The sequence below is a fragment of the Melioribacter sp. genome (assembly GCF_049325435.1).
GTDB lineage: Bacteria > Bacteroidota > Ignavibacteria > Ignavibacteriales > Melioribacteraceae > Melioribacter > Melioribacter roseus.
This window is the reverse complement of record NZ_JBMOLD010000003.1, coordinates 102,660-116,335: the sequence shown is the minus strand read 5'-3', so window position 1 is coordinate 116,335 and position 13,676 is coordinate 102,660. Positions and strand designations below refer to the sequence as shown.

Below are 13,676 nucleotides of genomic sequence, written 5' to 3'. Positions count from 1 at the left end.
TTTTTGTTCCTATTATTTGTATTTTGCATAAGAGACTCCTTTTAGTTTTTTTAGTTGCCTAAACCAAAAATTACTAATTTTTCAGGAGTCTCTCTTTTTTATTTTCAACTAAAAATGAATTTACACCCCAATAACAAACGAAAAAAATAGCATAATATTTGCAATTAATAAGTTATCAGTCAATTAAACGTTAAAGCGCAGAATACATGGGAATACTAAAAGACATGCTTAATGAATTTGAAAACAATTTAATCCATAAATGGTATCCTCTTGTTATCGACAAACAGTACGGGGGTTACTTTACAAATCTGGCATACGACCTAAGTTTAATGCCCGAGCAGGAGAAAATGATCGTTACGCAGTCGCGCCACATGTGGACGACCTCAAAGGCGGCAAAATTCTTGAACAACGACATGTTGTACGAATCGGCTCTGCACGGTTTGAATTTCCTGAAAAATCAAATGTGGGACGAGCGTTACGGCGGCTTTTACCAGATCCGGAACAGAGAAGGTAAAGTATCCGACGTGGAAGGTTGGTTAGAAGAAAAAAGAACTTACGGCAATGCATTCGCAATTTACGGTTTATCGGCTTTGTATGAACTCACGAAAAACAACGACGCGCTCGAACTTGCAATCGAAACATTTAACTGGCTGGAAGAGCGCGCTTACGACCCTCTTTACAAAGGCTATTTTCAATTTTTAACTCGCGAAGGCAAACCGTTCGGTAAAAACGATTCGCACAAAACAAATGCCACCGACGCAGTGGAAGCGGGATATAAGGATCAGAATTCGTCGATACATCTGCTGGAAGCCTTTACCGAGCTTTATGGAGTATGGCGGGACAATAAAGTACGCGAAAGGCTCGAAGAATTGTTGGTTTTGATAAGAGATAAGATTACTCACCCGAAAGGATATTTGCAATTGTTTTTTGAACGCGACTGGACTCCCGTTTCTTTCAGATACGCCTCGCCCGAAATACGAGACGCAAATTACCGCCTTGACCATGTATCGTTCGGACACGATTACGAAACGGCGTTTCTGATGCTCGAAGCTTCTTATAAACTCGGTTTGAAAAACGACACCGCCACTTTATACACGGCTAAAAAAATGCTCGACCATGCAATCGAAAACGGATGGGATAATTCGAGCGCAGGATTCTTCGACGAAGGCTATTACTACTCCGAAGAAGGCGAATGCAAAATTATCAAGCATACAAAAAACTGGTGGGCGCAGGCTGAAGCTTTGAATGCGCTATTACTCTTTTCCAAAATTTTTCCGAATGAAAAACGTTACTATAAGCTATTCCTTCAAGAATGGGATTATATAAAAAAATATCTGATAGACCATGAACACGGTGACTGGTATTGGGGAAGTCTGGAAAAAGAGGCTCACTACAAAACCGCTCCCAAAGGGACAATCTGGAAAGCGACTTATCATAACGGCAGAGCTTTAATGAATTGTATTCTTATGCTTTCCGACGAAGATTCGGAATTATTTCAGAGCAACGAAAAATTCAGAGAGCTTAAATCCGAATTTGACGATTTTATAGGCCATTGGCAAAAAACCTCAGTGCAAGCCGTAGAAAAATAATAAGCCATGCTAAACGGATATTTCAAATTAGCATGGCTTACTAGGAGGCACAGAAGCTGAAAAAATCAAATTTTTAGTTTTTTCATTATCTGCAGATTTTTATCTATCAATTCATATCTCTGTCTGACGCATTCGGCGCTTCTCAAACCGTCTTCGGGAGTATTCATTACATAGTCGAGCAGTCTGTCGACGGTTGAATACGCCACGTGCATACGCGTGTCGGAAGAAGCGTAATAGATTAGTACGTCGCCGTTGTCTTTTTTAACCCAACCGTTGCTGAAGACGACATTCGAAACGTCTCCTATTCTTTCTTCGCCTTTCGGAGCGATAAAATAACCGCCCGGTTTTGCAATTACCTTCGACGGGTCTTTTAAATCGGTCAAAAACAGATAAAGGACGTATCTGAGACCCGCAGCGGTATTTCTTACGCCGTGAGCCAATTGCAGCCAACCTTTTTCGGTTTTAATCGGAGCAGGTCCCAAACCGTTTTTTACTTCTTTAATTGTATGATATACTCTTTCGTCGATTATCTTCTCCTCTTCAATTACAGGATTTTCAATCGATTCGGTCAAACCCCATCCGATACCGCCGCCGGTTCCGGTAGTGATAAAACCGTCCTGAGGTCTGGTGTAAAAAGCATACTTCCCTTCAACGAACTCGGGATGCAAAACTACGTTTCTCTGCTGCGGAGATTTTGTTTTCAAATCCGGAAGTCTTTCCCAGTTAATCAAATCTTTCGTTCTGGCAATACCTGCCTGAGCAACCGCCGCCGAAGTATCTGTCGGCGGTGCGTCGGGGTCTTTTCGTTCGGTGCAGAAAATTCCGTAAATCCATCCGTCCTCGTGTTTAACCAATCGCATATCATAAACGTTTGTATCGGGATTGTCCGTCTCCGGCATTTTGACCGGGTAGTCCCAGAATTTGAAATTGTCAATACCGTTCGGCGATTCGGCGATGGCTATAAACGATTTTCTGTCGGCGCCTTCGACTCTGACGGCTAACACTATTTTTCCGTTAAATTCCATTGCGCCCGCGTTGAATGCTGCGTTTATTCCCATTCTTTCCATTAAATAGGGATTCGTTTCGTAATTTAAGTCGAATCTCCAGAACAAAGGCGTATGTTCGGCAGTAAGTACGGGGTACTTATAACGATAAAAAACGCCGTTTGTTTTGGGCAGCCTCACGTTTTTTCTTTTTATCAGTTTATTGTGTTCTTCGAAAAGTTCTTTCAGTCTCTTATTAAACGCGCTTTTTGTCATATTGTCTCCTAGTTATTGTTCCTTTTTTGTTCAAGTTCTGTTTCAATTTTTTTCATAAAATCTTCCGACAGGGGGTAAAAGAAAATAAACAGCGCAGCCAGCAGAGCTCCTCCGCCTGCAATAATACTGATTATCAAGCGAATGCCGAGCAACGATTCCGAAGTCTGCTCGATGTTAGCCTGGAATCCGAATAAAGCCAACAACCACCCGGTCAAAGCTCCGCCGAGAGTCCAGCCGAATTTTTGCGACATCGAAGACGACGAAAAGATCAATCCCGTCGCTCTCCTCCCGTTTTTCCATTCCGAATAGTCTGCAATATCCGCATACATCGACCAGATCAAAGGCAGAACGATTCCCGCGCTTATACCGATCAATACATTTAGCAGAAAAATCGCAATTAGCTGATCCGGCTGCAAGAAATAGAGGAGCACACTGAGCAATGCCGACAGCAGCGCGGCATACATAAATGTTTTCTTTTTACCGATCAAAGACGAAACGGGCTTTGCAAGTATAACTCCGATAATATTCGTAGCCAGCCAGAGAGTCATATAAGCCGAGGCAAGCTCAGCCTGAGTAAAATTATAGCGGGCGCCGAATAGTTCGAGCGATTGGTCTTTGATAAAATATTTAAAGTAATAAAGAATGGAGCCGTCGCGCAGAGAATTAAAAATGAGTATCGAAATTCCCGCAGCCAGCATTATAAACCACGGTCCGTTCTTTGATATGTCTTTCAAATCATCCTTCAATGACGAATGCTTTACTTTGGCGGGTTTAAGTCGTTCTTTAGTGCCTGCAAAAGTCAAAAGGAAAAAGACTGCCGCAAGCGCCGCATAAACTCCAACCGTCCATTGATATCCGCTTGCTGGATTTTCTTTTCCGCCGAAATATTCGACCAAATATGCGGCGGTTGACGTTACCAGAATGCCGCCCGAAAAAGCTCCTACAAATCTGAACGAAGCAAGCGAAGTTCTTTCCGCCGGGTCGTTTGTCATCACTCCCATTAAAGATGAATACGGAACATTAACGACCGTATAAATCATCATCATCAATGTATAAGTTACATACGCATAAACTAATTTGCCCGAAGGGCTCAAATCCGGCGTGCTGAAAGTAATAATGCCGATAACAGCAAACGGCACGGCGCCGAAAAGCAAATACGGACGGAACTTGCCCCATCGCGTTTCAGTTCTGTCGCATATCACACCCATCATCGGATCGTTTATCGCGTCCCATATTCTCGTAACCAGAAACATCGTGCCCACCGCAGCGGCGGAGATTCCGAATATATCCGTATAAAAAAAGAGCAGGAACATCGAGAAAAGTTTCCAGAACATCGAGGATGCAAAATCACCGAAACCGTACGCTACTTTTTCTTTAAAAGGTATTTTAATGCCGTCACTAGTATTCATATTTCTCCCGGTCTGTCATTCTATTTTAGAAGCGATTTCCCTATAAATTTTTTCGGTTTCTTCGCCGCAAATTTCATCGAGTTTATTCCACCATGTAAATTTGAGTATTATGGAAGTAACCGCCGTTACTCCGAGCGTAATCGCAAAGTAAGTATATTCATGAATTACCAGATAAATCGGCGCCGCCAAAAGAGTTGTCTGCCATACGATACCGATTACCACGTTGAACATATCTCTTTTGAATCCGAGATTAGGATTGAATTCGGGGAAACGGGCTTTAACTTTTTCATGAACAGGTTTCCACAATCCCCACGGACGAACGGTTACATAGAATTTCATCAATACATTATCCGGTTCGGGCTCCGTTAAATAACTGCCCAATACCGAACCGAGCACAGAAATAGCAAGTACGTACGGGAATGCATTTAGAGCCGGTAACGCCGGAAAGACTACGGGCATCATTAAAGCCGCCGCAATACCGATTACCATTCCCCAGAAATATCCGTAACCGTTCATTCTCCACCAATACCATTTAAGCACATTTGCAGCGGTGTAACCTCCCCACAGTCCGTTTACTATCCAGAGCGTTATTTGATTGACCGACTGCACCATAATACCAAAGACAAATCCGAGTATCACAAAGAATACGGAAACCGCTATGCTCATATGGACATATTTTTTCGGGTGAGCATTCGGATTAATAAACTTCTTATAAATATCGTTTACCACATAAGCCGGAGCCGCATTGATGGTTGCGGCATAAGTAGACATAAATGCCGCAAGAAGTCCTGCCAACAATACTCCTACCAATCCGACGGGTATCAAGTCTTTCAAAGCCAGCGGCAGTATCATTTCGAAATCGACGTTCGGACCCATTGCCTTCAATTCCGGCATCAGATAAACCAGCGCGAGCACAGTAAGACCTGCAATCATCATATAGCGGGGGAAGAAGAGAACAAGCGACACCAGCCAGCTCATTTTGGAGGCTTCTTTGGTATCCTTGGTCGCCAGAATTCGTTGCATATCATAATTGGGAGCGGGGCCTGCGGCGCTCACCAATATACCTTTGAATAAAACCATCATCATAAAAATCATAAACAGTTCATAACCGTCTTCCGCTATTTTAGTATTGACGGAATCCATTATTCCGGTCCAATCGAGGTTCAAATGCCACCCGAAAAAGAGTTCTTTCCAGCCACTCGGAATTACGGCATTTAGAGCCTCGGGAGCTACTGCATTCATTGCCACAATTCCAACCGCCACGGAAGCTACGGTCATTACCAAAAATTGCAGCACTTCCGTTGCGACTACGCTTACCATTCCTCCTTTGACCGCGTAGATTGCAGTAATGCTCATTAAAATAATGGCGTACGTATCGGGCGACAAATCCCACGGCAGGAATATCTTTGCAAACTTTCCGATTCCTTTAAAGTCGTAAGCTATAAAACCCACAACGCTGACAAGCGCAAAACAAACCACAATGATGTGGGCAAGACGTGCGCCTTTGCCGTTTCCGAACCTGGTTTCGATCCACTGTGCGCCGGTCATCACGTTCGACCTTCTCAGCCAGATTGAAAGGTAGGCAAAAAGGAAGACCTGATTGAAGATAGGCCAGAGCCACGGTATCCAAACGCTTTTCATTCCGTAGACGAATAATAAATAGACTAGCCACATGGTTCCCGTAATATCAAACATTCCCGATGCATTCGATATTCCGAGCATCCACCAAGGTAATTTGTTGCTTCCGAGGAAATATGAATCGATATCCTTAATAGACCTTCTAGATACCACAATTCCGATGGCAAGCACTATTGCGAAGTATAATATTATTATTACCAAATCTACTATGTGTACCTGCATATTCTTCCCGCAATTTATTTTTAATATTTCAACTAATACCGATAAGACTTACTAATTCAATATGCCAGTCAATTTACAGTTATAGGGTACGTCAATACAGCTTTTAACAATTCAACTCTTTGATTCAGATTGATGCGTTTAATGATTTCTCCGTCAATCGGTTCTGAGTACAAGTTAGGCAAATCTCTTTCGAGCAATATCTTTTCGGTCAGAGTAAATTTAACGAAATCGTCTTCGCTCGGATGTCCTTTATAAGGAGCATAGTGATGTTTCTCGTTTGCATTCCTCCATACCATCAAATATGCGATTCTGACCGAGTCGCCTTCGATTGTTTTGTAGAGTTTCTCAGTCCACCATTCGGAATCGACAATTCCCTCCAGTCCGGTTTCAGTAAATGCGGCAATTTTATTTTTCTTTTCGGCTAACACGGTTACAATTCGCAATTTCTTCTTAATCCATTCGAGTCCGTCGCCGTCCGGCATAAAATCGTAATAGTCATCCATGCCGAGAATATCGACGTATTCGTCTCCCGGATAACGTTCGAGGTATTCTTCCTCCGAATAAAAGTTCCTGTCGGGCGAATACGCATAAAGAATATTTCTCAATCCTCTTTTATCTCTCAGGTATTCAACCGTAGTTCTCCACAACTTCTTGAATTCTTGGGGAGTGCAAAAATTCTTTCCCCACCAGAACCAGCTGCCGTCAAATTCATGAAAAGGTCGGAATATAATGGGAATCGGCTTACCCGAAGAATCTTTTAATGTTTCTACGAAATCAGCTATCTGATCGAGCATTCTCAAATATTTCAAATAGTAACCGCCGCCGGGCAAGATTTTCGGGATTGCCACAGTAGTATCGTAAAACGACCTGTCGGTAACGGGATTCGGCGCATGCCAGCAGAAAGCATTCACTCCGCCTCTCGAATAGGCTTCGCTTACAAGTCGCGTTATGCGTCTCTCTTCATTCTTAACGTTTGGTTCCCATGTCAAAACTCCGAAATCCCATCCGTAGAGACCGGGGTAGGAGCCTGTAACGTCTTTTACGTCCGACCTTCCTTCTTCGCCGCGCCAGCCTATGCCGTATGCAGTGGCGTCGTGATGGCCGAAGATCGTATTTCTATTCGATAACATTTTCATATTATAAAATAGCAACACGGTTTCCTTTGTCGCGTTGGAATCGACCAGTCTTAAGTTATTCTCTTTTTGAAATTCGAGAACATTGAATTCCGAAACGCAAGCGTTTATTGAAATCGCTATTATCGTTAAAAGACCGTATTTACGAATCATAATCAATTGAATTAATTGCGCACAAAGAGTTTTATTTTTCCAAGCCGGTTCATTTCCGCCGCATGTCCGGATATAATTTCAAGAGTCGACTTATCCGACATATAAACCGAATTAAGCCCCTGAGGCTCCTGAGGCGGATCGCCTGTAAACGGATCTCCTTTTTCCCAGATATAATCGTCGTCGGCGCTTTTTCCTTCGCCGCCCCAAGCCCAGAAATTGGTGCCTGCAATCGGAGCGCCGGCTTTTGCGCTGTCGGCCGTCAGTTCGAACAATTTGGAAAAATACCTGTCCCTTGCTGTAACGGGCGTTCCGGGTTTATACTCCTCGTTATCTCTGGGCATACCGAACTCTTCCAGCGTTATCGGTTTATTTAACTGTCGCGCAAGCTTCATATGCTCGTTGAAATAATCGACAGCTTTCGATTCGGTTGAAGGATAAGTTTCTTCAATATTTTTAGCGTCGAACCAGCCCCAATTTTTCGCCCACAGGTGAAAAGTGGCATAATCGATATTCGGGCTTTTATGAGCGTTAATAAAAATGGTATCCGAATTAAGGCACCCGCCCAAGCCCTCGTTCCCCGTTGTAATCAGATGGTTGGGGTCGATAGAGCGGATAAAAGCCGCAGTTTCGTCGATCCATTTATAAAAATTTTGGGCATTCCGGAAACCTTTCTCGCCCCAGCCGGGCCGCGGCTCGTTAGCTAGCTGCCATGCCATTATAGTCGGGTCTTCGTAATAATAATCGCCCGTATATTTATTTTTTCTGGTAATAATTTTAAGAATGAAATTCCGATAATATTCGTTTGCCTTTTCGTTTGTATAAAATTTTGCCGAATAATTCATGAACTCCGTCCATCCCTGTTCCGGATTATGCGGGTCGACGTAATTCGAATCGCCCGACCATCTGTTGTAAACGGCAAAGCCGCCCGACCATTCCCAATAATTGCTCAAAAATACAACTGCAAACATTTCCCGTTTACGCATTTCAGAGAGGAGATAATCCAGCCCGTCGAGCAAATCTTCATTATAATTTCCGGGTTCGCTCTGTATTGCCGGCTCAAGCGAACCCCGGATGTACGATTTCTCGGATGCCGCAAGCACTCTCAAATTTGTTATGCCGAGTTCTTTAAGGTAATCGAGTTCGCGTTTCAGCCTTTCCCGGTCGCCCTGTTCGCCGCTTCGCCCCAGATAACAGCCGTACCAAAGGTTTGTGCCTGTAAAATAGTACGGCTCGCCTTTGTATTCAAAATGAGTATCGATAACCCGCACGAAATCGGTTTTATTGAATAATGAGACGCCGCACCCCGAAAACAATATCAGAAACACTGAAAATAGCGTAAGTTTTTTCATCAAAATTAAGACTCCGCCTTAAGAATAGAGTTAGTAAAGTAATAGTACAGAAATTATGCCACTTAATAATCCCATTATCTCCTTGTTAATCGATTATTTCTATTTCATTTATTTATAAGGATAATAAAATTTTATCAAAATGATAAACGGCAAGATTACGTTAAATTTCCTCCGTAATTTGAATTCGACAATTTTTACGGATATTTTAGTCGGGATTAAATTGGCGTCAGATGAAAATTAAATCCGGACATATACTCAAAACCGTCATTCTCTTACAGTTTATATTATATCTTTACCTCTATCTTCATTATGAGGTTGTCTCTTACACTTACATTTCAATAATCTCTTCGATTCTCTTTATTCCTTTTGCCGTTTTATTGGTTAAAAACGGAACGGATCGAAAGACCCTTTATTTTGGTTTAACCGCGGCTTTTGCGATCCGTTTGTTATTTATAAATCATTTTCCTATCGGAAGCGACGACATCTACAGGTATATCTGGGACGGCAAAGTTCAACACAACGGTATCAATCCATATTTATATCCGCCCAATGCGAGCGAATTAAATCATCTTTCGAGCGCGATAATTCCCGGCAAAGTAAATTTCCCTGATATGAAAACAATCTATTTCCCACTAAGCCAGTGGCTTTTTTATCTGGGGTATGCCATCGGCGGGGAAGCCGTATTGGGATTAAAGCTCCTCATGTTGCTGTTTGAAATGATTAGCGTGACGGGAATTTTATTGCTATTGAAAATCAGAGGAATGAACGCAGGCAATGTTTTACTTTATGCGTTATGCCCTCTAATTTTAAGTCATATTGGCATTGACGCTCATCTGGACGGATACGGATTTACGTTTTTCATACTCTTTCTGTTTTTCTATCTTAAGCCCTCGGGTAATGAAAACATAAACAAAATAATTTCTTTAATATTTCTGGGATTCGCTTTGTCGGTTAAGCCCGCTTTTTTGATAGCGTTGCCGGCGATTTTTCTATATGAATCGAACGCGAAAAGAAAAATCATATTTCCGATAATTCCCGCTTTAATACTGGCGATTCAATTTATACCATATTTAAATACGCCCGACTTATTTCAGGCGCTTTTGAAATTCACAAAGAATTGGACGTTTAACGGAAGCATATTCAGCTTTATTAACTCATTCCTGGAACACAATCAGAAATCGAGATTGATTTGCCTTTTCTTATACGCCGTCGTTTTTCTCCTTTATTATATTTATACGAAACGAGCGCATATCGAAATCGACCTTTACTACACATACCTCCTTATGCTTATATTTTCGCCAGTAGTGCATCCCTGGTACATCGGTTGGTTAATAATATTGTTGCCAGTGGCGCCGAGACCGAGCGGAATTTTCTATGCCGCGCTCGGCAGCCTAACGGCTATTACAATAATGAATTATCAACTTTACGGAGTATGGAAGGAATATTCTCTATTGCTTATTGCCGAATATTTACCGGTGATCGTATTAATTGTGCGTGAATTAATTTTCGACGGCAGGGAGATAAACGTAAAAAACTGACCCTTTGCCCTTCTGGCTTTCGAGCGAAATGTAGCCTTTCATATATTCGATCATTTTTTTTGATAGAGTAAGACCGAGGCCTGTGCCTTCATAATTTCTTTTATGACCTTCGCTAGCCTGCCGGAATTCCTTAAATATTATTTCTTTATCCGATTCGTCGATACCGATTCCCGTGTCCGCAATACTTATAACGTTCCATTCAAGTCCGTCTTTTTCGATTGAATAAGCCGATATGCTTATTTCTCCTTTTGACGTAAACTTTATTGCATTATCAATAATATTGCCTAACGCCCTGGTAAAAAGATTATTATCTATTTCCGAATGCAAATCAAACTCGGGTAAATTCAATTTAATTTGTAATCCTTTGGCTGCGGCTATCGGATAAAAATAATCATATTGTATTTTTATCAATCCGTTCAAAGGAGATTTCGATAATTGCAAATATCCTGATAGCGATTCGAGTTCCGATAACTGAAGCACGCTGTCCAGCGTATTCAAAAGCCTTTTACCGGCGGAATGGATATCTCCCACAATTTCTTTTGTTTCCTCGTTAAGATCGTCTTCCAATAATAATTCTGTAAAGCCGAGTATGCCGATCAACGGAGTTCGGAATTCGTGACTCATATTAGCCAGCAGCGAGGATTTCAACCGCGCCGCTTCTTCGGCTTTTTCTTTAGACCTGATTATTTCTTCTTCGGCTTTTTTCTTTATTGAAATATCTTCGTAGACCGCAAGATAATGCGTAACTTTCCCTCGATCGTTGACGATTCCCGAAACCGAAGCGGAAACCCAGATAAATTCCCCCGTATTTTTTTTAATCCTAATATCTTTATGCCAGACTTTTTCCTGACTTATAGTCTCAATAATTTCTTCTATATACGTAGCGTTATTGTCCGTTATAACAACGTCGGCGATTCTTTTTCCGATTACATCGTCGTAATAAAATCCCGTCAGATTGTAAAATTTCGGATTTACGTAATCAATTTTACCTTCCAGGTCTACAATTACCATTGCAACGGGACTCTGATAAATCGCGTAGTAAAGCTTTAATTTTTCTTTTTCCAGCTTCGATCGCGCTTCCATTTCCGATTTCAATTTATCGTACGCGGTCTTCAATTCTTTTGTTCTTTCTTCAACTTTTTGTTCCAACTGGTATTTCAATTCGAGCAGTTCGTCTTCCAATCTTTTCTGCTCGGATATATCCGAGAAAGTAGATAAGATAAAAGTTTCGGTTCCCAGTTTAATCTTCTCTTCGGTAAGTATCACCGGTATCACATTCCCGTCTTTCCTTTTCAATATAGATTCAGAACCGAGCAATTTGCCGAACTCTTTATAGTCCCACGAATTAAGAAGGAATAATTCTTCGCGTTTCATACCGATCAAATCGTCCTTCGACAAACCGGTTAATTTCCCGGTCATACTGTTGGCGTCTTCAATTCGTTGAGTTTCAGGATTCACCAGTACAATTCCAGCTTGAAGAGAATCGAGTATGTTTCTGAGATTTTGTATCCCCTCAAGAAGGGCTCTGTTTTGATCGTAATTTTGTTCAACAATATTTTTTTTATGCGTATCCCGGCCCTTTCTTTTATGATAATTATCGAACCAGAGACTCAGCAATTTTGAAACCGCCGCATAATTGTCGTCCGGCGGCGGTTCCTTAAAACATTTTATGAAAATAAAACCGTACAAATATTCTTTTGTCGCAAGCCTGATAACAACGCCAGTCTTACTATATGAAACCGGGAGTTCCGAATTTATTAAATCGGCTATTATTCCATCTTCAATTAACGACTCGTAGTCCGATCCAATTTCTCCCGGGTCATTGTCGGGATAAATTTTGGTTAGTTTGAAATCGTGAATTTCGTTGTCATGTAAGAAAAAAGCGCACTGCTTTATTGCTTCGTTCGTATTAACTAGCGATTTCGATACGGACTGGAAGAGTAAATCTCTTTCGTCGCAATCGATAATCTTTATTATATCGGACAATATGTTCACTTGAGCGGCGTTCATCAGTTAATCATTAGCATCTTAAATATATGTTCGTATTCGAGTATTATTTTTTTACGGTTGTTCGAAAAAAAATCCTCCGGCAGGAACAATTTACGCCAGACTGTATTCACGGGTTTTTTTATGACCGGGTTGCCCGAATATCCGAGCGACAAAAGCTTGGAAGCGATGTCGCCGATATGAACGGCTGCTACCAGAGTTTCCTGCGACGGCAAATCGGAAGTCCCTTTGTGATGATTTTTTAAGGTATTGATAATAATTTCCGGCAATTTCCATTTCTCGGCCAATTTGGCTCCCAATTCCGCATGAGTTATGCCGAATTTATCCGCTTCGACTGCCGAGATTTCAATTTTGTTTTTTTGAGCAATATCGAGCGCTTCGGCGTATTCTTTGTTTAAATACTCGATAAATAAGAGCTTGCCGAAGTCATGTAAAACTCCGGCGAGAAAATAGTTCTCGATTTTTTTATCCTTAATTTCACCGCCGATAATTCTGGCAATTACTCCCACCGATATCGAATGCGCCCATAAATCAACGGGTTTTAATGCGGATAATATTTTGCTACCCGGCATAATTTTGAGTAACGAAACCGTAAACAAAATGTTTTTAACTTCATTATGACCTAAATATAATATTGCCCGAGATATGGTATCTATTTTGCCTCTGAATCCAAACAAAGGCGAGTTTGCCACTCTCAATATCTTAAATGAAGAGGACTGATCGGCGGAAATAATTTCAGCGATCTTTTCATTGGTTATATACGGATCTTCCATTGCTTTGGAAACGGTCGTGTAAACCGTCGGCAGCGTAGGTATGTTATGAATCCTCTCAAGTATTTGTTCTTTTGGTATCATAAAACTTTAACTGTTCGACTTTATGTTCGACTGCCATATTTATCAGATCTTCTTCAAACGGATTATCGGGTTTCCATCCGATTTCTTTGAGCAATTCTTTTTTCTTTTGTTCTTTTTCTTCTTCCGTTATAACAACCTTTTCTGCGCCTTCGCCAACTATTGAAACAACCGAAACGCCCCAGGTTTTCAGCAGGCGCACATGCTTTTCATTAAGGACGGTTTCGGCGGATATCAACAATTGTCCGTATTTGTTTTTAATGTCTTCCGCCAATACCATACCGTTTTTTATCTCGTCAATCGATATAATTTGAGACATCTCTACCTATTCCCGTTCATGAAGGAAAGAATTCCACATATTATTATCGTATTAAATTAATAATAATTGAGAGTTAATATTATATTAAGTTTGTTTATTAATTTGGCGACAATAATGCGCAAGTATAGGGTTTATAATTAAATATTCGATTGCGGGGTTCGTATGAAATTCTTGAGGTCAGATAGGGACTGATTCCCCCGCCTTCGGCG

At 41.4% G+C, this 13,676-nt stretch carries 10 protein-coding genes; 2 read left to right on the top strand and 8 right to left on the bottom strand.

What is annotated here, in order from left to right; all coding sequences use genetic code 11:
• Positions 1-206 precede the first annotated feature (206 nt).
• Positions 207-1,589: an AGE family epimerase/isomerase gene (locus ACOYVE_RS03520; protein ID WP_014855186.1), complete on the top strand. Its 1,383-nt coding sequence runs from the start codon at positions 207-209 to the stop codon at positions 1,587-1,589.
• 65 nt (positions 1,590-1,654) lie between these two features.
• Here ACOYVE_RS03520 and ACOYVE_RS03515 read toward each other — a convergent pair whose 3' ends face one another.
• The 5 genes from ACOYVE_RS03515 to ACOYVE_RS03495 all read right to left on the bottom strand — a co-directional run bounded on the left by ACOYVE_RS03515 (position 1,655) and on the right by ACOYVE_RS03495 (position 8,752).
• A complete protein-coding gene (locus ACOYVE_RS03515; protein WP_014855187.1) occupies positions 1,655-2,848 on the bottom strand; it encodes a glycosidase in 1,194 nt (397 codons plus the stop codon).
• 8 nt (positions 2,849-2,856) lie between these two features.
• Complete coding sequence (locus ACOYVE_RS03510; RefSeq protein WP_014855188.1) at positions 2,857-4,257, bottom strand: MFS transporter; 1,401 nt, start codon at positions 4,255-4,257, stop codon at positions 2,857-2,859.
• Positions 4,258-4,272: 15 nt separating this feature from the next.
• A complete protein-coding gene (locus ACOYVE_RS03505; protein WP_041355756.1) occupies positions 4,273-6,117 on the bottom strand; it encodes a sodium:solute symporter family protein in 1,845 nt (614 codons plus the stop codon).
• Positions 6,118-6,185: 68 nt separating this feature from the next.
• On the bottom strand, positions 6,186-7,403 hold the full coding sequence (locus ACOYVE_RS03500) for a glycoside hydrolase family 26 protein (protein WP_041356211.1): 1,218 nt from the start codon (positions 7,401-7,403) through the stop codon (positions 6,186-6,188).
• Positions 7,404-7,414: 11 nt separating this feature from the next.
• A complete protein-coding gene (locus ACOYVE_RS03495; RefSeq protein ID WP_014855191.1) occupies positions 7,415-8,752 on the bottom strand; it encodes a glycoside hydrolase 5 family protein in 1,338 nt (445 codons plus the stop codon).
• A 230-nt stretch (positions 8,753-8,982) separates the two neighbouring features.
• Between ACOYVE_RS03495 and ACOYVE_RS03490 the strand changes: the two genes are divergently transcribed.
• Positions 8,983-10,290: a hypothetical protein gene (locus tag ACOYVE_RS03490; RefSeq protein WP_422880786.1), complete on the top strand. Its 1,308-nt coding sequence runs from the start codon at positions 8,983-8,985 to the stop codon at positions 10,288-10,290.
• Here ACOYVE_RS03490 and ACOYVE_RS03485 read toward each other — a convergent pair.
• From ACOYVE_RS03485 to ACOYVE_RS03475, 3 genes are read right to left on the bottom strand one after another with little or no spacing between them, the layout of a single operon-like run.
• On the bottom strand, positions 10,252-12,300 hold the full coding sequence (locus ACOYVE_RS03485) for a PAS domain S-box protein (protein ID WP_422880785.1): 2,049 nt from the start codon (positions 12,298-12,300) through the stop codon (positions 10,252-10,254). The two genes, ACOYVE_RS03490 and ACOYVE_RS03485, sit on opposite strands and share 39 nt — an antisense overlap.
• Positions 12,300-13,151 (bottom strand): HDOD domain-containing protein, encoded by an 852-nt coding sequence (locus tag ACOYVE_RS03480; RefSeq protein WP_422880783.1) that lies wholly within the window; start codon positions 13,149-13,151, stop codon positions 12,300-12,302. The genes ACOYVE_RS03485 and ACOYVE_RS03480 overlap by 1 nt, the downstream gene beginning before the upstream one ends.
• Positions 13,126-13,467 carry a hypothetical protein gene (locus tag ACOYVE_RS03475; RefSeq protein ID WP_422880781.1) on the bottom strand — a complete coding sequence of 114 codons (342 nt, stop codon included), beginning with the start codon at positions 13,465-13,467 and terminating at the stop codon, positions 13,126-13,128. The genes ACOYVE_RS03480 and ACOYVE_RS03475 overlap by 26 nt, the downstream gene beginning before the upstream one ends.
• Positions 13,468-13,676: the final 209 nt, after the last annotated feature.

What these genes read in the sequence shown, in the direction of transcription:
- ACOYVE_RS03515 (WP_014855187.1), bottom strand. Translation starts at nt 2,848, where the DNA reads ATGACAAAAAGCGCGTTTAATAAGAGACTGAAAGAACTTTTCGAAGAA.
- ACOYVE_RS03475 (WP_422880781.1), bottom strand. Translation starts at nt 13,467, where the DNA reads ATGTCTCAAATTATATCGATTGACGAGATAAAAAACGGTATGGTATTG.
- ACOYVE_RS03480 (WP_422880783.1), bottom strand. Translation starts at nt 13,151, where the DNA reads ATGATACCAAAAGAACAAATACTTGAGAGGATTCATAACATACCTACG.
- ACOYVE_RS03500 (WP_041356211.1), bottom strand. Translation starts at nt 7,403, where the DNA reads ATGATTCGTAAATACGGTCTTTTAACGATAATAGCGATTTCAATAAAC.
- ACOYVE_RS03510 (WP_014855188.1), bottom strand. Translation starts at nt 4,257, where the DNA reads ATGAATACTAGTGACGGCATTAAAATACCTTTTAAAGAAAAAGTAGCG.
- ACOYVE_RS03495 (WP_014855191.1), bottom strand. Translation starts at nt 8,752, where the DNA reads ATGAAAAAACTTACGCTATTTTCAGTGTTTCTGATATTGTTTTCGGGG.
- ACOYVE_RS03485 (WP_422880785.1), bottom strand. Translation starts at nt 12,300, where the DNA reads ATGAACGCCGCTCAAGTGAACATATTGTCCGATATAATAAAGATTATC.
- ACOYVE_RS03520 (WP_014855186.1), top strand. Translation starts at nt 207, where the DNA reads ATGGGAATACTAAAAGACATGCTTAATGAATTTGAAAACAATTTAATC.
- ACOYVE_RS03490 (WP_422880786.1), top strand. Translation starts at nt 8,983, where the DNA reads ATGAAAATTAAATCCGGACATATACTCAAAACCGTCATTCTCTTACAG.
- ACOYVE_RS03505 (WP_041355756.1), bottom strand. Translation starts at nt 6,117, where the DNA reads ATGCAGGTACACATAGTAGATTTGGTAATAATAATATTATACTTCGCA.